This window comes from Baaleninema sp., from assembly GCF_049974805.1.
Taxonomy (GTDB): Bacteria; Cyanobacteriota; Cyanobacteriia; order Cyanobacteriales; family Geitlerinemataceae; genus Baaleninema.
Window position 1 is genome coordinate 4,046 of sequence record NZ_JBNGCO010000085.1, and the last position, 18,545, is coordinate 22,590.

An 18,545-nucleotide genomic window follows, 5' to 3' on the forward strand; every position below is an offset into this window, starting at 1 on the left:
CCGCGATTCTCGTGCCTTAGATTTAAGACCGGGAGAACGGGTTACAGTACGGGGAATTTACGACGATGACGATTTCGACGCGGTTTCAATCGTCCGCGAAGACGGTTCTCCGGTCGGAACCATCGATCGCACTCGCGAGATTGTAGGAACAATTCGATCGATTCGCGATAACGACGAGTTTGTGCTAGAAACGGAAAACGGTACAGTTCGCGTCGATGCCGATATCCGCGATTCTCGTGCCTTAGATTTAAGACCGGGAGAACGGGTTACAGTACGGGGAGTTGACGACGGGAACGACTTCGATGCGGTATCGATTATTCGCGAAGACGGCACCCAAGTCGGAACGATCGATCTGCGGTACGAGTACGATAAAGACGACGACAAAGACGACGATTGGGACGACGACGACGACGATTGGGACGACGATGACGACGATTGGGACGACGATGACGACGATTGGGACGACGATGACGACGATTGGGATGACGATGACGATTGGGACGACGACGACGATTGGGACGACGATTAAAGTCTTTTAAACACCCCCAACACCCCATTTCTTTAAAAAAATGGGGTGTTTTTGTTGGCTGGAATTGCTGACGATCGCCCCTCTCTCTATCCTCTGTCTCTGGCGTAGTCAATTCGATCGCAGAGGCGGAGAAACTCCCTATCATGGTGAAAGCACTCTCAACCTTAACCCCAGATGCTCGATCGCATCAAAGATATCGCCAAACAACTCGCCCCTCGACTCATCGAAATCCGTCGTCACATCCACACCCACCCCGAACTCAGCGGCCAAGAATACCAAACCGCCGCCTACGTCGCCGGGGTGTTGTCGTCCTGCGGCGTCCAAGTACGCGAAGGCGTCGGTAAAACGGGCGTCCTCGGCGACCTAACCGGACAAAACAGCGACCCTCGCCGCGTCGCCGTCCGGACCGACATGGACGCCCTTCCCATCCACGAAGGCACCGACTTAAGCTTCGCCTCCCGCAACGCCGGAATCATGCACGCCTGCGGCCACGACGTTCACACCACCTTGGGACTGGGGACAGCCATGGTACTGTCCCAACTGGCCGACGAACTCCCAGGCTCAGTACGCTTCCTATTCCAACCCGCCGAAGAAATCGCCCAGGGCGCAAGCTGGATGGTCGAGGAAGGCGCGATGGAAGGGGTCGATAACATTTTTGGGGTTCACGTCTTTCCCAGCATTCCCTGCGGGCGTATCGGCGTGTGTTACGGTACGCTGACCGCCGCCGCTGACGATTTAGAAATTACGATTACCGGGGAATCGGGCCACGGGGCGCGACCTTACGAAGCCATCGACGCCATTTGGATCGCCGCCCAAGTCATTACGACGCTGCAACAAGCCATCAGTCGCACCCACAACCCCCTGAGACCGGTGGTGTTGACCATCGGCAAAATCCAGGGCGGCCGCGCCCCCAACGCCATCGCCGATTGCGTGAAACTCTCGGGAATGGCTCGATCGCTCCACCCGGAAACCCACGCCGAACTACCCCAGTGGATTGAAAATATCGTCGCCAACGTCTGTCAAACCTACGGCGCCGGGTACGAAGTTAAATATCGGCGACTCGTCCCCTCGGTCATCAACGACATCGGCTTGACGCAAATCGTCGAGGCGTCCGTCGAAGAAGCCTGGGGAAAAGAAGCGGTGCAACTGCTGACGGAACCCTCTTTGGGAGCGGAAGATTTTTCGGTGTATTTGGACAAAGCCCCCGGTACCATGTTCCGCTTGGGCGTGGGCTATCGCGACCAGCGTAACTATCCCCTACACCATCCTCAATTCGACGTGGACGAAACCTCGATTTTAACGGGGGTCGTCACCATGGCCAACGCTGTCTGGAAATACTTCCAAACGACGTAACGCCCTAAGGCTCAACTCTCAAATCCAATTTCCGATTAACACAAACGGCGCCCAAAACGCCGGATGGTCGTATACCTCGTCTTCGAGAAGGGTGACTTGGGCGCGTCGCAAGGCTTCGGCTTTGGAAATATTGGGGTCTCGGCTGAGTTGCTGGTAAAACTCCACCATCAACGAGGCGGTGGGTTCGTCTTGAACTGACCATAACGTAGCTAAGGTGCTGCGGGCGCCGGAACGCAAGGCGAACCCCGCCAGTCCCAAGGTGGCGCGATCGTCTCCAGCGGCGGTTTGACAGGCGCTCAGGACGAGTAAGTCGAGGGGTCTCAAGGCGCGAGAGGTGGTGGTTTGCAGGACTTGTCCTAACTCTTTGACGTTAATCCGTCCGTCCCAGGTCAGGAGAAAGGTGTCTTCGGCGTTGGAACTAAACTGACCGTGGGTCGCTAAATGGACGATCTCGAACTGTTCTTTTGCGAGTTTCTGTACTAGGGCGTCTCGGGTAAAGCTTTCGTTTAAGAGGACTTCTGAGGAGACTTCCTGGGCGATGAGGGTGACTTCTCGTTCGACTTCGGGAATGGCGGGAAATCCCTGACGGGCTTGGCTGAGTCCTCCCGCCATCACCGAGACGGTTGGGTTCTGTTGGTCTCGGGCTTGGAAGAGCTGTAAGCTCTGGGTCAGGGCGAGGCTGTATTTTTCGATGAGATACTGTTGGCCGTCGAACAAGGCCGCCATGGGAACGTTTCTTAAGGCGCCATCGAGTACGAAGACGAGGGTTTCGATGTTGTGGCGGCGCAAAAGCTCTTCGCCGGGACGCACGATGCGATCGTAAAGTTGCTGGGCGTAGTCTAGGCGTTCGGCGTTGTCGTAGGCGGGGTTGAGGGATTGTAGGAATCGATCGACTGTTGCGTCGATTTCCTCGATCGAAGTCTGGGTTTCGTACAGTTGTAGGGGTTCGTCGGGAACGGACAAGACGACGGCCAGGCGATCGGGGAGTAATACAGTGTAGAGAACGGCGGCGCGATCGTCGATTTGTTCGATCGAAACCGGTTGGACTTCCAAACAGGCTTCGCGGAAGAAGTTGTCGAGTTCGGCTAAGCGCAGGGCTTCGAGGGTGTTTCGGGCTTCGGTCAGTTGGTTTTGTCGATCGCGGTCGTTTTCAGCGTTCCCGGCTTCGTCGAGTAGCAAACTGACGAAATCCCGATAGACGGGTTCGACGCTTTCGCGATAGGAAAACTGCACGTCTGGGTCGATGGCCACCAGGTCTTTTCGTAAATCCTGTAAGACGTTGATGGTGTTGCGATAGATGGCTAAGGCGTCTTCGGTTTGGCTTTGGGCGACGAACAGCCGTCCGAGTTGCCATTCCCAACGGGCTACTAAGTCGAAACCGTCGATGGTTTGCGCCAGGGTTAACGCCCGTTCGGTGAGGTCTTGGGCTTCAGACCACTGTTGGCGGCGTTCGTAGAGATTTCCCAGTTGTCCCAGGCTGTAAGACTCGGCCCGGGCGTCTTGTAGGTCTCGGGCGTTCCGTACTGCTTCGGCTAAGAGGTCGGCGATTTCGCGGAGATCGACGGCTTCGCCTTCTGCGTCGTGGAGTCTCATGAGGCTGTTGGCGAAGTTGACTCGGCCGTAAATGGCGGCGCGATCGACCGTTCCGGTGTCGAGACTGTCCCGCACTCGGGGAAGCAGGGCTGCGGCTTCGTCCCAACGAGCGAGGTCGAGGAGGAGACTGAGTTGGTTGAGTAAGGCGTCTCGACGGAGAGAGTCCTCGGCGGCGTCGGCGATTTGCTGGTAGTTGGAAATGGCCTCTTCTGGGTTGCCACGATCGCGGGCGGTGTTGGCTAGGGCGAACTGGCTGGCCAGGGCTTCTCGAGGCAGTTCTAGCTGTTGGGCGATGGCGAGACTGCGTTCGAGGACGGTTTGGGAGGTTTCTAGTTGTCCGACGATTTGCAAGGTGACGCCGAGGTTGCGCAGGGCTTCGATTTTTAAGGGCGAGTCGGGGAGAGGCTCGAGTTGGAGGACGGCGGCTTCGAGCTGTTCCCACGCCCGTTGGTATTGACCGAGGGCTTGTAGGGCTTGAGCTTGGTTGATTTGGCTGCCCAGGCGTCCGATGACGTTCTCGGCGCGATCGTAGGCGGTTTCGGCGTCTCGCCACATCGATAGCGCCCCTTGTGCTTGTCCGCGAGCCAGCAACAGGCGACCTTTGGCGTTGAGGGCGATGGCTCTGACGAGAGAATCTTCGGGGGTCGACAGTGAGAGGTCCTCGAGCTGGTCTAGGGCGTCATCGACGGCACTGCGGGCGAGTTCCCACTGTCCGAGGTTTTGGTACGCCAGGGACAGATAGGCTTGGCTGAGGGCGAGGTTCGCCAAATCGCCGCGATCGCGGTAGGTTTGGGCGGCGGCTTGCCAGCTTTCCACGGCGCGATCGTACTGGCCGGCGTCGTAATATTGTTTGCCTCGATCGATGGGGTCTGTTTCGGCCACGGGACTGGCCGCTTGGGGCGCCATCGCCACCGCTACTGATACGGGGACGAACCGGGCGGTGGCAGGAATCCCGATCGCGACTAGGAGAGCGGTCAGAACGCCGAGAACGACGTAAAATCGCAACGCTTTCATAAATTTCATAAATTTCATAAATACTATAGAGGGGTAATGGCGTGAGTTTTGACGATCAAACTGACAATAAAAAAACTGTTTTTTTGGATGGCAATTTATCGTATTTGTCAAGCTTTTGTTAGTATTTTAAACAATTCACACAGCGGCAAAGTCAGCGATATCAATTTTTTTGACAAATTGAACGAATGAGACCAATCTCAATCCAACTTCCTGAAGCAAAATATCGATAGCAACAGTCCAGAGTTTACGCAGTTTGATGCCGGGTTACTTGGGTTGATAAATTCTTGAAAATAATTTACAAATTGTACCTAAATTGTTGTAGTGACTCCCCAAAAAACAACAGTTTTCGATATCCTTAAAGTCAAACCGGAAAGTCGATCGTCCGGAGTCCATCTCAAAACGAAAACTCCTCAGAAGCCCCGTATCTCTAAGAGACGGGATACCCGAAACTGAGCCGTTGCCAGATACCGGGTTTTTCTAACTGGATATTGGGGCAAGTTTGAGATGCCCGCGATCGCCCGTTTCTCAACCCTCCACTATTCCATAGTTTCCTTAACTCCATTAGCCGACTCTGCATTTCGATCGAATCGCTGAAGTAACTGCAAAATCGCCTTTTCCTGAAACTGCCGCGCCAGTTGCTCCAATTCTCGCGTCAAAGGCGCTAAATGAGGGTGACTGGCCTCGAGGCACTCTACTTCTTTAAGAATGCCTCGTAAATGTCCCCGCCGCGCCAAATGAATCAACGATTCGAGAGCTTCGGCGGGAATCGATTCGGGATCGATATCCTCGAGAGCAATCTCCTCTTCGGCGACCTTTCCGTTGCGATCGATTCTCTCGAGGTCGTATTCCCAAGTAATATCGAGATAGGTTTGCAGTTTTTCGAGCAAATCGTCGGCACGAATGGGTTTGGGTACAAACGCGTTCGCCCCCGCCTCGAGACTGCGTTGGCGATCGGCCTCAAACACCCGTGCCGAGGTCACCAACACGGGTATCTCTTTCAACTCGGGACATTGGCGGATTCGTCGCGTCAACTCTAAACCGTCCGTTCCCGACATAATCAAATCGGTCAAAATCAAATCGGGGCCGGCGGTCTTCACCAACTCGAACCCGTCTTCGCCGTTGTCGGCTTCGAGGAGTTTAAACCCCAACGGCGCCAGCATCGCCACCACGACAGCGCGATTGTCCGGTCGATCGTCCACCAGAAGAATCGTTTTCGACGCCCCACACAGCCCGACGATGGCGCTGGCGTCGAATTGCGACGTCTTCGAGGCGGTTTCGCTGGGGTGCAGAACGGGTAAGCGTAAATCGAACCAAAAGATACTCCCCTTTCCGGGGGTACTTTCGACCTGGATTTCCCCTCCCATAAGGTTGACGATTTGCTGAGCGATGGCTAAACCGAGTCCGGTTCCTTGCGCCAGTTGCGTCGCCTCTTTCACCTGCTCGAAGGGCAGAAAAATTTTCTGCACCTGTTCCGGCGTCATGCCGATTCCGGTATCTTCAATTTGAAAGCGGATATCGGCGGTGACTTCTCCCTTGTCCTGGCTTTCCGTTCCGAGGCGGCTGCTTCTGAGAACCTTCACGCGGAAAGTCACGCTTCCCTGTTGGGTGTACTTGACGGCATTTCCCAACAGGTTGATCGTCACCTGTCGCAACCGCTTTTCGTCGGCGCGGACGAATTCCGGTAAGTTCTCGTCGAAATCGGAATAAAACAGCAGGTCTTTATTGCGGGCTTTAACCTGGCAGATTTCGGCCACGCCCACCAAAAAGGCATGAAAACGGACTTCACTTTCGTACAAATCCATTTTTCGCGCTTCGATTTTCGACAAATCCAGAATGTCGTTAATCAGCGACAGTAGGTAAGAGCCGCATTCGTGAATGATGTTGACGCCCTGACGCTGTTGGTTGAGGTCGCGGGCGTGTTCCATAATTTGGGCGTAGCCGAGAATGCCGTTGAGGGGAGTTCGCAGTTCGTGGCTCATGTTGGCCAAAAACTCGCTTTTGGCGTGGTTGGCCACGTCGGCTGCTTGTTTGGCCTCTTCCAGTTCTTGGGTGCGCTCTCGCACTTTCACTTCCAGGTCGGCTGAATATTCCCGCAGTCGATCGTTGGCTTGGTGCAGTTGCCGTTGGTTGTGGGCGTTGGTGGCCAGTACGGCGGAAATGGCGAACGCCAGAACCGGGGTTACGGACGGAACGATCCACCCCAGGAGAAAGGCCACGTCAGCGATAATCAGAAGGATGGCGCCCCCGGTAACGGCGATCGCGATCGTGCCGAGAAAGAAAATATTGTTGCGACAAAATTTCGTCGGCAGCAGTTTCCAGGTGACCGCCGCTCCGACGAAAGACCACAGCCACGTCCAAATCCATTCGTAGTAACGAGGCCACAGGCGCAGTAAAGACCGACCGTCGAGGGCGGCGCTGATAATTTGACTGACGATGTGGGCGTGAATTTCGACGCCGCTGGTTTGATTGCGCTCGCCGTTTTGGGAGTCGATGCTGTGGGAATAGGGGGTAAAAAAGAAGTCGTTGGTACTGTCGGCGATCGATCCGATCAGGACGATGCGATCGCGCATCAAATCCGGCGGGATGCGGTTTTGCAGGACGTCGAGAATCGATACGGTCTCGAAACTGTCGCTCGGGCTGCGATAGTTGAGAAACACCTGATAGCCCCCCGCATCGGGACTCGAATATCCCGCTTCGTTTCCCGTCAGCGGCACGAACGTCGCCTTTCCGAGTCGATAGCGAGACATCTCCCCTTCAATGGGTTCGAGGGTAATGCCTTCGGGTTTGAGATACAACAAACTCAGTTGCGTGGCTAAGCCTAAGACGAGTTCCTCGTCCACGAAGGCAGAAATCAGGGCGCGGCGGACTTTTCCATCCCGGTCTTGTAGCAGATCGGCTAAGGCCACGCGATCGACTTCCTCGAGGGCTGGTGGCGGCGCCACGGTTCCGAACCCCAGGGATTTCTGCACGCCGATCAACATCGGCGTTTGTTTCATGACCTCGACGAGTTCCTCGTAACCCGGTTCTTCCGGTAAGTCCCGGTAAATGTCCAAGCCGATCGCCCGAGGGGTTTGAGCGGCGATTTTTTCGATCGCGTCGGCCAGAACGGCATCGGAAATCGGCCAGTCTCCAATGGCGGTGATGTCCGCTTCGCCGATGGTGACGATGAGAATTCGCGAGTCGGTCGGTTCTGACGGTCGCAGGCTGAAAAAGCGATCGATCGCCGCGACTTCCAGAAGTTTGAACCAACCCCAAAACGCGCCGGCACAGCAAAAAATTGCTGTACCGGACGCCACGAACACCACCTGTTTCCAGGTTTGGAAAGACCGTTCGATCCGATGCCACACGAGTGCTTTGTCCGATGCTTGTGTCAGATTATTTCGTCAGCGGCTGGTGGGCAATTTCTTCGAGTCCCACTTGGGCGAGGAAATCGTTCCATTCGCCGGCCAGACTCCCATCGCTGGGATTGGCTTCCCACAATTCGGCTAAGGTATCGAGAGCGTCGTACCACAAGCCCCTGCGACCGTAGGTATCGGCCAATTCCAAAGACGGTTCGGACTCGATGTCGATCGCGTCGGCTTCCACTCGTTCGATCCATCCCGAAACCCGAGGGCTGTCCGGACGCAGCACGTCGTCTGTCAACAGCACCACGTGCCATTGATAGTCTTGTCCGATTTCCAGTTCGGGGGCTTCTTCGGGCAGGCTGAAACGCAGGACGCCTTCCTCTCCGGAAATGCCTACGAAGCCTTGATAGTGGAGGTTCCCCGCTTCGTCTTTGAGGCTGAAGAAGGCTTGCCGGACGTTGCTTTCGGGAACGTAGACGAACAGGGCAGGACGGGCTGCGGTGGTGCGCCCGTAGTTGCTTTGGGGAATCAAGGGGGTCAAGGCTGAGACCGGCCGTCTGGAAGCACCGCCGCTGACCGAGCTGGGGGCGTCTTCGCCGGGGGGTTGGAAGTTCACGTCGCCGCGAGAGGCGCCGCCTCTTACGTCGTTGGGGGCGCCTTCGCCGGGCGGTTGGAAGTTCACATCGCCGCGAGAGGCGCCGCCTGTGGTTTGGCGAGGCGCTCCTTCACCCGCCGGTCGGAAGTTGACATCGCCGCGAGAGGCGCCGCCTGTGGTTTGGCGGGGAGTTGCATCGCTCGGCGGTCGGAAGTTGACATCGCCGCGAGAGGCGCCGCCTGTGGTTTGGCGGGGAGCTTCGTCTGAGGGGGGAACGAAGGTTACGGCTGAGGCGTTGGGACTCCAGAGCGCCCCCAGGATTAGGCTAAGGGAGGCGCCGGTCAGACTCAGGCTCAGGGGTATAGGTTTCATGAGCAACACGATCCTTAACTAGATGTTGGTTTGGCATCCTGATGGAAGTACGGAATTTTCTTAACGGTGTGAGATCCAGCGATCGCCAATTCGACTTTTTTATTATTGTACTGGCTTCTCTCTTCCTTCAAAATATCGGATCTTCCTTAAAATTACGTAGGTTTTTCCGTGAAGAGTCTGCAAAGATTCGATCGCTTGAGTGCTTGGGGGCGCGATCGCCTCGGAAAGTTGGGGTTTCCATTCGGCTCTATATCTACAATCCCACGGATTTTCAGGAAGGATTGGTGCGCTCTCGAACCGACTCGAACGGCAGATTTGTGTTGGCACGATCCTCGGGGATATAGGCATTTGTATTCGCCGTTTCTGGCAATCTCTCAAATCGGTCAATGGAATGGCAGGCTGTTATGGGGGAGGAGGGATGATTTCGTCTCTCAAGGTTTGGCAAGCGGCTTGAGAGCGCTCTCGAGTGCCGCTCTTCGACTGAACGTCCCCGAGATCGGGACAATCTTCCTCGAAACCCCATTGTCAATGAGGTGCTATCGACGAAACCTCCTTGCGTCATCGTTCCCAGGATTGCGTCAATTGTACTCTGGTTTTGGATAGAATCGGGTGTTTTTTTAATTAAAATTAGGACAGGTATGTTCTTGAGGATTTTGTTTGAAACGAGGTTTGCTGTCGAAGTTGTCACCCCTTTGAATTGCTTTTGTTGTCGAGCGATCGCGCTTTTTATTTTTCAGACAGTCCCTCTCAAATTACAATTTGTCACATCTGTTTCCAGCAAAATTGACTTTCTTTTTCTAATTTAACCACGTTACTACTGAGATTTTATATGTAAAAATACGCAAAAAAATTATCTAGACAATCGCTAAAACCGTAAAAATATTGAGAATACAGAACAGGTCGAAAGGCGATCGCCCCGGTCGCGTTTTTTTTTGAGGGAAGTTGCACGATCGCCGAAACCCCCGTAAACTCCTTGTATGGCAAGGCTTTACGGGGGCAATCTCAAACGGGAGTTGGAGACAAGGCTTCGGTTTGACTCAGCTCGAGCCGGCGGGTCGAAGAGGCGGTCAAGCCCCCGGAACGCTCGTCGTCGCTTTATTAGGACGACTGGACACAGGCGTTTTCCGAGGCGAATAGGTCGTGGTGGGGGGCATCGAACTGCTAGGGACGACGCTGTTGCGATCGACCTCCATCGGCGTTGGATTGAACCGATAGCCCACGTTACGAACCGTTTGAATCAAATTCGGCTGACGGGGATCGCGTTCGATTTTCTTCCGTAGCGATAAAACATGCGTATCGATGGTACGTGGATTGTCGATGGCCTCAGGCCAAGCCCGTTTGAGTAGTTCCGTTCGACTCAAAGGAGCGCCTCCCGCTTGCGCGAGAACGAAGAGCAAGCTAAACTCTTGTGGCGTTAGTTCGATCGACTCCTCCTTATACCGAACGCGACGTTGGACGAGATCGATTTTCAAATCGCCATACTCCAAATAAGCCAGAGGGGCCATGGTTCGACTGCGGCGCAGCACCGCTTCGACCCGCGCAAGAAACTCCTGCATCCCGAAAGGCTTACAAACGTAATCGTCCGCCCCCGCCTTTAACCCGGCTACAATGTCGGCTTCTGTATTTCTGGCCGACAACATTAATACTAACGACTGTTGTTGTTGGTACAACCAATGACAAAACTCCAGTCCGTCTCCATCGGGCAAATCGGAATCGACAACCGCCAGGGTCGGTTGTCGTTGGAAAAAGACATCTCGCGCGTGGCTGATATCTGCCGATTGACAGACAGTATAGCCGGCTTGCTGGAGATGCCAGCCTAACAGAGATCGAAGCTGAGGGTTCCCCTCAACAATTTGAATACACACAGAACTCACAGCATCCCTCGCCCGTTTTCTCGGTCGGTCTAGACAAACGTCTTCAGTGCTTATCACCGTAACAAAGGCAAAGTCCAGGGTTCTGTAACGCCTGCTACGTCTAGCTGTTCGGCAAAACAACGGATGCGCCTCCCATCGGTTTCTGTTACTGTAAAAGTAATAGGGTCGATCGCCGATTCGCTCGATTACCCGATCGCTAGGCCCCTGTCGCGTTCAACCGTCCAACCATGCTGCAAGACGCTTCAACGATTCGTCACTACCAAACCCTCACCGATCGGTTTGTTACGCTGTGGAACCGAGGCTATCGAACCGACGATCTGAGAATGTACTTAGATGGATATTTGCAAGCCTTGAGACAGGCGAACGTTCTCGAACCGTTCCTCATCCATCGTCTCGAAGAAGAAGCTTCCCGCTTTATGCGAGATCCCTCTAATTTCGAGATGTCCTATTATTAGGCGTTATTAGAGGCGAGTTTGCCCAAATCGCCCCTCTCGCGAATTCAGGTCGCGGGAGGGGCGCTCGTCCTGTGTTTTTAATTTTCCCCGACGACGAATGGGGTTGGAGTCTCTGGCGGTAAGGTCTCGAGGTTCTCGAAGACTTTGTTTTAGACGTTTTCGACGAGAACGTATTGGCTTTTGCCCTGTTTCTTGGCTTTTAACATCGCCTCGTCGGACAAGCGAATTAATTCGTCGATATTGTCGCTGTGGGTCGGATACAAGCCGATACCGACGCTGGCGGTGACCGAAACCGTTTTCTCCTCTAACACGAACGGTTCGGCCAAGCCGCGAATCAGCTTTTCTGCCACTCGTATGGCGTCCTCGGTACTGGGAATCCCCGGTAAAATGACGGTGAACTCGTCGCCGCCCCAACGGGCCACGGTATCGCTACCCCGCAGACTGTCGCTGAGACGATTCGCGACGGCTTTCAAGAGGGCGTTTCCGGTTAAATGACCGAGGGTATCGTTAACGTCTTTGAAGCCGTCGAGGTCGAGGAACATGACCCCGACGCATTTCTCGCGAGATTGCGCCCATTCCAAGGACTGTTTGAGTCGTTCGTAAAACAGTTTGTGATTGGGCAGTCCGGTGAGTTCGTCGTGGGAGGCGTCCTGTTGGAGTTCTTGATTCGATTGGGCCAGTTCGGCGGCGATTTGTTTGAGTTGTTCCTCCATGTGTTTGCGTTCGGTGATGTCGCGAATGACGCCCACTAAAAACAAGTTGCCCGCCCCGTCACGGTGCAGCGATCGCTTGGTGGCGATGACGCGAGGATGGCCTTGGGCGTCGGTAAACTGCTCTTCGATTTCCCGTTCGTGTCCCGTTTTCAACACGAATTCGTCTTCAGTCCGAAAGGTTTCGGCTTGCTGGGGAGGGAACACCTCGAATTCGGAGCGATCGATCAGACTCTCGAGGGGATATCCGACTAATTTCCCATAGGCTTCGTTCAAGACAATCCAACGGTGAGCCGTATCTTTGACGAAAATCGGATCGGGAATGGTGTTGATGATACTCTGCAAAAACTCTTTCGATTTGCGTAACTCTTCGCCGAGATAGGCTAAGTAACCGACGATGGCCACGGTCGATCCTAACAACGACAGCATGGAGGGAACGAGGGGAATCCACCAACTGCCGAGATAGGCCACGTAACACACCCCCGTCAACCCCACCGCCGCCATCGCCACGGCCACCGTCGCCCCTTTTACGGAGTGCAACCGCCAACTGACTAAAGCCCCGAACCACGCCCAACCGACAATCCAAAGAATTTCTACGGCGTCGGGCCACACCCGCATCAGCGGCCGTCCCTGCAAACTGGCATCGAGAAGCTGGCCGATAAATTCCGCTTGCAGCAAGACCCCCGGGACTTCGGCTTGGGATTTCAACAACTGGCGGCTGTAGGGGGTCACGAACACATCGCGAATACTCGAGGCGGTCGAACCGATGACAACGATACGATCGCGAATCATCTCGGGGGGAACGGTCTGCGCGAGGACGTCCCGCAGGTGGACGGTGGGAATAGCTTCGACGGGGCCGCGATAGTTGGCTAAAAACTGATAGCCACGATCGTCGGCTTGGGCGTATCCCCCATCGGACGAGTCAAATTGAGGCACGATCGCTTTGCCCAATTTCATATTTCGGTCGGGGCCGTCTTCGGGGAAGATCTTCTCCGCTTCTAAATACAACAGAACCAGTTTCAGGGCGAAACTTTGATGTAACTGTCCCTCGTCGTCTTTTAAAAATAAGTATCCTCGGCGAACGATGCCGTCGGAATCGACGATGGTATTGTTAAAGCCGACGGCTTGGCGGAGACTCAGGGCCGGCGGTGGCTCGACTCCCGACATGAGTTCGTCTTCGAGTTTTTCGATACCCACCAGGTTGGACGCCCCCTCGAATAATTCCACGATGCGATCGTGTCCGGGTTCGACGGGGAGATCGCGATATAAATCTAAACCCACGGCCCGAGGGTCGTAGCGATAGAGGAGGGCGATCGCTTCGGCTAACACGCCGTCGGGTACCGGCCATTGTCCCAACCGCTGTAAATCTTCTTCGTCGATGCCGACGACTAACAGTCGGTCGTCCCGAGGTTCGGCGGGACGCAATCTCAGGAAAATATCGGCGGTGGCCCATTCTGCGGTTTGCAACAAGCCGATGGTTCGCAACAACAATACGAAGGTCGCCGCTCCCATAGAAGCTACGGTTACGCTACGCCACTGGAGAAGCCACTGTTTAAAGTTTGACCACACGGTTGGATTAAATCTTGGAAGATGGAGGAGATTGACTCGAGAAGGCTTCGTTTCTCAGCCGAGAACTGGGCTTGGCCTTCGCCATCGCACCCATCAAGCTGACCCAGACCGCGAACGAAACGAAGGTGCCGAAGCGTTCGGCCGGGGTACCGCGATACTTCACGGTGACATGGGAGAGACCCGACGGTACGGAGAGTTCGAGTCGATCGACTGGACGGCGATCGCTCTGGGCGGTCGATTTCCGAGCGATCGCTTGCCATTTTCCGGTCTCGAGGCGTGCAAACCATCCTGGGTAATTCAAGGTTCTCAAACGAACGATGCGTTCGCTCGAGGTGGTATTGTTCGTGACGAACTCTCTGAGGCCGAAGGTCCAACGCTCGACTGTCAACCCGTCGCGCCGGCCGTTCTGCCACTCTATTAAAGGGTAAATGCGATCGGGCGGCATCGGCAACGTGACCCCTTTGGCGCGATATTCGTAAACGTCCACCAACGCCAAGCCGTCGGGATAAATCCAATGCCATTTGAGAAACGGCCGTCCGGGCTGTTGTTGGGGTTCTTCGGGAAACTGTTTCGCCTCGGCGAGGCGATCGAATTGTTCGATCGTTGGGGGATCGTAGCTGGCGCGATCGGCGACGACGGTTCCTTTAAATCCGTGCCAGGCTACGATCCCCCACAACACAACCATCGATGCAGCCTTAAAAAGTTTGAAACTCAGCTTCAACCCTGTTGGCCAGCGGACGATACGAGATAACTGGTCTCCCAACAACAGCGGTACGAGTACGGTCGCCACGCTCAACCACCGCCAGGAAAACTGTATGCGTTGCAAGGGGGAGAAGCTGGAATACAACCAGCCTAGCAGATCGGTGGTCGAGAGCAAGGCCAGGAGACTGGCCGCTGCCCAGTACGTCGCGGTTTGACGTTGTTGGCGACTGATGGCGTGGGTCGGGGTGTCTTCTTTGAAAAACTGACGTTCGAGACGATCGCTTACGATCGCCCCCACCGTCACGACTCCCATCATCGCCCAAGGTTTCACCAGGCGGCGATCGAACCAGTGGTCTGTCAAATCCGGGGCGAACTGCCACAATCCCGAGAGCAACAAACGATTTTGCGGGAGGTAATCGGCGGTGGCGTAGAGGGCGTCTAACTGGACGGCGGAACCGTCCGCGACGACGGGAAGTAGGAAAAAGGCGGTCGCCCCCCAAGCGATCGCCAAGCTGACGTAACTGCGTAAAACGACGAATTTTCGCCGAGACGAGGGGGCTATCCACGCCGGAAACGGCAGCCAAATCAGGGTAAATATCAGCAGCGTGGGTAAGTGAGACAGCACTAACGCCCCGTAAGCTAGGACGAATTGCAAGATATCCCAATCGGGATCGAGTCCCCAGCGGGACAAACGGTGACGCCAGGGAGAATTCGGCGGTGGGGGAGGATTGGCGGCGCGATCGATCAGCTTGTGAGAGGTCCAGAAAATCCAAGGTAACGCCGCGATCGCCCAAACTTCCCCCAAGGCGCCCCGTTGGTAAATGTCGATGGTTAAATAGGGCGATAGCATCCCCACCACGGCGACCGTGGTTGATATCCAAAGGGGATAAAATCGCCGTGCGAGGCGGTATAATCCCCCTCCGAAGAGGGCAACCGCCGCCGCCATGCTGCCAATCAACGATCCCGCCAACCCCAACCCCAACATCCGAAAGGGAAGCGTCGCCACCATCGACAGGGGAGGGTAAAAGACAAAGGTGGCGTTCCCGAAGCCGAAGTTAGAGAATTCCAACCAACGGGGGTAAAACTGTCCGGAAAAAAACTGTCGTTGGTATTGGAACGCCCAACTGAGGTTGAAATGCGTTGAATGGGTTATGGGATAGCTGCGTTCTAACATGGGGGCGATGGCGAAGCCTACGATGGCTGCCAATACCACCACAACCTGCCACTGTTTTAACCGATCGCCCATCGTCAATTCTCGTCGTCCCATCTCGAAATTGATGCGGGTGGATTTGGGGGGGTCGTCGCCCGTTAATACCACGATCGCCACCACATTCTCCCGTCGAACGCCTCTCGAGTTAAGGGTAAGCCTAAATAGATCGGCAGCCAATACCAAAAGCCCAAGACGATAATGGCGACAGCGAGGGTTCCCACGATACGCCAGGAAAGATCGCGTTGGTTCGAGGCGTTGTCCACCCACCACGCCAACGCCATAAATGCAAACAGCGACGCCCCCATGTAGTGGTACAGGTAGGTACAGCGGGAGACTTTCGCCCAAGGAAGGAAGTTGGCGGCGAACTCGCTGACGAGAAGGCTGTGTAAGAGAACGGTTTGGGGGACAACGGGGCGATTCGATCGCCAGTGGAGGAGGTGACGGAATAGCTGAACGGTTACGGCGGCGATCGCGACAGCCGACAACCACCACAAGGGCGGGTTTCCGAAGGCGTGAACGTCAAAAATGAGGGTTTGAGAGGCTTTTTCGATGGCCTGGAAATAATACCCCACCGGACGCGCCATCCACGGCCAGCTATACCAGGCGGAACAGTAGGGATGGGCGTCGGTGGTGTTGCCGATGCTTTCGTGATAGTGCAGAATTTGCCACTGCATTCCTAAAAAGGTAAAGTCCGGGTTGAGTTGGAGGTGGGGAATCCACAGCAGCCGATAGACGAGAAAGGGAACGAGTCCGAAGTTGAGGGCGAAGTTGAGGCGATCGATTTTTAAAATCGATTCGAGCGGATTGGTTGACGGCTGAGTCCTCGTTTTTTGGGGGGGTAATGGTTCTGGGTTTATACCCTCTGTCTCGATATTTTTAAAATCGTTTTCTCCTGAATTAGAAATATCTGAAAACGGCGATTTTAGAGGATCTAAAAGGTTTTCTTCGGGAGAATTTTTTAGGTCTGAATTGGCGTGACTCGCCGCGCGATCGCTCCACAATTTGAAATATCGCAACGCCCAAGCGCCGCCGTAGAGTAAAACAATGCCGAGCCAGAATCCTAAACCGTTCCATTTCACGGAGGCGCAACATCCTAAAAAGACGCCAGATACCATCGCCCAAAGATAGGTTTTTTGAGAATTCAAGGATTTAAAAAACGTCAAAACTCCCAACAAACCAAATCCGAGAAGATAAACGTTAATTAAAGCATAACGAGATTCAACTAACAGTAAACCATCTAAGGCTACGAACAAACTCGATAAAAAAGCATAGCGTTTTTTGAGGGTGATTTCATAGGCGATCGACCCCACTAAAAGGGGAACTGTCGCCCCCACTAAGCCGTTCGCCCAACGATAAGCAAAGGCGTTTAATTGCGCGACTTCTGTGGCATTTTTTAGGGATTCTAACCCGCCCATAAAATGAGCCTGTATCCAAATTCCTAACGCAATACAATACTTTCCTAAAGGCGGATGTACGTCAAAAAATGGAATTTGTTTGAGATAATTAAACCCGTAATTTGCAAAATAAATTTCGTCGAAAACTAATACATTAAATCGGTCTAATTCCCAAAATCGAAGAATTAGAGAGCCAACCCAAATACCCAAAAGTCCCGTCCAAAGCTTTTTCATATTGTATTGAGTTTTTGCGACGAAACATTTTTTATAATATATAATATTTTTGATGATATATGGAATTATTTTAAACTCAAACCATAACTCAAACCATAACTCAAATCATAAATTAATTCATCTCCAAAAAACCATTATTTTAACCGTTTTTCTTAATTCTCAATTATCAATTCTCAATTCTCAAAACAGATCTCGAACCAATTGCGCCAACCGTTCCGCACTATCGGGAATTGCCAAACCCGCCATCGCTTTCGTCATACGATCGAGCTTTTCCGGAGACTGTAACAACTCCAACACCTCCGTTTGCAGCACTTCCGGCGAAATTTCCGACTGACGGAACATCAACGCCGCCCCCGCTTCCACAAAACCGCGACCGTTATAAAACTGATGGTCTTCCGCCGCGTAAGGAAACGGAATTAAAATCGAAGGAGTATGCGTCATCGCCAACTCCGTCAGCGTACCCGAACCCGCGCGACTCACCGCCAAATTCGCCCGTTGCAACAACCCCGCCACGTTATCGTAAAAAGGCATTGCAATATACTGAGGATGTTGCAATGCCTCCGCATCGGGATCGTGGGTTCCCGTCAGATGCACCACCCAAGCCCCCGCTTCAAACCAAGCTGGCGCAGACTCGCGCACGAGTTGGTTAACAGCCACAGCCCCTTGACTTCCGCCAATGACGACAATTAACGGAACCTCGTCGGGAATGGGAAGATCGCAAGTCGCCTCTCGCCGGAAATCCGGACGCACCGGAGTCCCCACGCAAACGGTTTTCACCTGGGGAAGCAATCGCGCCGCGTCCAAAAATCCAATCGCCACGACTTCGCACCAGCGGGAAAACCACTTCGTCACTTTTCCGGGGATGGCGTTCGACTCGTGGAGAACCACCGGAATCTCGAGCGATCGCGCCGCTAAAATCGCCGGGGCTGCGATGTACCCACCCGTCGTAAACACGCCGTCGAACTTTCCCCGTTTGAGAATCTTGCGACAGGCGAACACGGCGTTGACGAAGCGGACTAAGACTTTAACCGTTCCCAATCCCAAACGAGTTTGAAAGCCTTCGACGGAAATAAAATGAAGGGGATAGCGATCGCCGACGAGTTGCGCTTCCATGCGGTGGGGAACGCCCAACCATTCAATATGATAGTCGCTCAAACTGTCTGCGGTGGCGAGGGCGGGAAAAACGTGACCTCCCGTTCCGCTGGCGGCGACGAGCAGGCGTTTAGAAGATGCTTCGGGTTCCACGGCGATCGAAACGAACGATGTCGATATCTCTACGCTATCACGGCGCAAGCCGGAAACGGTGTTTAAACGGTGTTTGCAGCGGCAGAAGGGGAGATACAGCGGTTCCGCTTACAGCCAAGACATGGGTACAATCGGCGGTGGAAGCGGAATTCCGCTGGTTTCGGCGTCTAAGGCGGCGACCACTTCATCGAACAGTTTGTCCGCTTCTTCGGGAGAATTCCCAATCGTCGTCAGTCCCAATTTTCCGAATTCCGACAAACACCCCATCAGGTGAAACACGGTTCCGGTTTCGGTACTGTTGACTACTCTCCGCGCTAAAGCGACGGAGATTCCCCGGAGGGATTTCAGCACT

12 protein-coding genes are annotated in these 18,545 nt (G+C 54.3%); 3 read left to right on the plus strand and 9 right to left on the minus strand.

What is annotated here, in order from left to right; genetic code table 11:
- Both ACP5D4_RS15520 and ACP5D4_RS15525 read left to right on the plus strand, forming a co-directional pair.
- Window positions 1–529 (plus strand): DUF5666 domain-containing protein (locus ACP5D4_RS15520; RefSeq protein WP_428012533.1); only part of this gene is annotated, 529 nt, incomplete at its 5' end.
- A gap of 174 nt (window positions 530–703) precedes the next feature.
- The gene (locus tag ACP5D4_RS15525) at window positions 704–1,882 is read left to right on the plus strand and encodes a M20 family metallopeptidase (RefSeq protein WP_428012534.1); all 1,179 of its coding nucleotides are present in this window, start codon (window positions 704–706) and stop codon (window positions 1,880–1,882) included.
- 18 nt (window positions 1,883–1,900) lie between these two features.
- Here the strand turns inward: ACP5D4_RS15525 and ACP5D4_RS15530 are convergent, their stop codons facing one another.
- The 4 genes from ACP5D4_RS15530 to ACP5D4_RS15545 all read right to left on the minus strand — a co-directional run bounded on the left by ACP5D4_RS15530 (window position 1,901) and on the right by ACP5D4_RS15545 (window position 10,674).
- Window positions 1,901–4,507 (minus strand): CHAT domain-containing protein, encoded by a 2,607-nt coding sequence (locus ACP5D4_RS15530; protein WP_428012535.1) that lies wholly within the window; start codon window positions 4,505–4,507, stop codon window positions 1,901–1,903.
- A 518-nt stretch (window positions 4,508–5,025) separates the two neighbouring features.
- Entirely contained in the window at window positions 5,026–7,836 is a 2,811-nt protein-coding gene (locus tag ACP5D4_RS15535) for a CHASE2 domain-containing protein (RefSeq protein ID WP_428012536.1), read from the minus strand.
- A gap of 28 nt (window positions 7,837–7,864) precedes the next feature.
- Window positions 7,865–8,800 carry a DUF928 domain-containing protein gene (locus tag ACP5D4_RS15540; RefSeq protein ID WP_428012537.1) on the minus strand — a complete coding sequence of 312 codons (936 nt, stop codon included), beginning with the start codon at window positions 8,798–8,800 and terminating at the stop codon, window positions 7,865–7,867.
- A gap of 1,067 nt (window positions 8,801–9,867) precedes the next feature.
- Window positions 9,868–10,674: a response regulator transcription factor gene (locus ACP5D4_RS15545; RefSeq protein ID WP_428012538.1), complete on the minus strand. Its 807-nt coding sequence runs from the start codon at window positions 10,672–10,674 to the stop codon at window positions 9,868–9,870.
- 227 nt (window positions 10,675–10,901) lie between these two features.
- Here ACP5D4_RS15545 and ACP5D4_RS15550 point away from each other — a divergent pair, with 227 nt between their 5' ends.
- Entirely contained in the window at window positions 10,902–11,129 is a 228-nt protein-coding gene (locus tag ACP5D4_RS15550; RefSeq protein ID WP_428012539.1) for a DUF6761 family protein, read from the plus strand.
- Window positions 11,130–11,278: 149 nt separating this feature from the next.
- Here ACP5D4_RS15550 and ACP5D4_RS15555 read toward each other — a convergent pair whose 3' ends face one another.
- The 5 genes from ACP5D4_RS15555 to ACP5D4_RS15575 all read right to left on the minus strand — a co-directional run.
- Window positions 11,279–13,408 (minus strand): CHASE2 domain-containing protein, encoded by a 2,130-nt coding sequence (locus ACP5D4_RS15555; RefSeq protein WP_428012540.1) that lies wholly within the window; start codon window positions 13,406–13,408, stop codon window positions 11,279–11,281.
- 7 nt (window positions 13,409–13,415) lie between these two features.
- Window positions 13,416–15,437 (minus strand): hypothetical protein, encoded by a 2,022-nt coding sequence (locus ACP5D4_RS15560; RefSeq protein ID WP_428012541.1) that lies wholly within the window; start codon window positions 15,435–15,437, stop codon window positions 13,416–13,418.
- Entirely contained in the window at window positions 15,419–16,948 is a 1,530-nt protein-coding gene (locus ACP5D4_RS15565; protein ID WP_428012542.1) for a phospholipid carrier-dependent glycosyltransferase, read from the minus strand. The genes ACP5D4_RS15560 and ACP5D4_RS15565 overlap by 19 nt, the downstream gene beginning before the upstream one ends.
- Before the next feature lie 180 nt (window positions 16,949–17,128).
- The gene (gene murG / locus ACP5D4_RS15570; protein WP_428012543.1) at window positions 17,129–18,193 is read right to left on the minus strand and encodes an undecaprenyldiphospho-muramoylpentapeptide beta-N-acetylglucosaminyltransferase; all 1,065 of its coding nucleotides are present in this window, start codon (window positions 18,191–18,193) and stop codon (window positions 17,129–17,131) included.
- 108 nt (window positions 18,194–18,301) lie between these two features.
- Window positions 18,302–18,545 (minus strand): peptide ligase PGM1-related protein (locus ACP5D4_RS15575; RefSeq protein ID WP_428012544.1); only part of this gene is annotated, 244 nt, incomplete at its 5' end.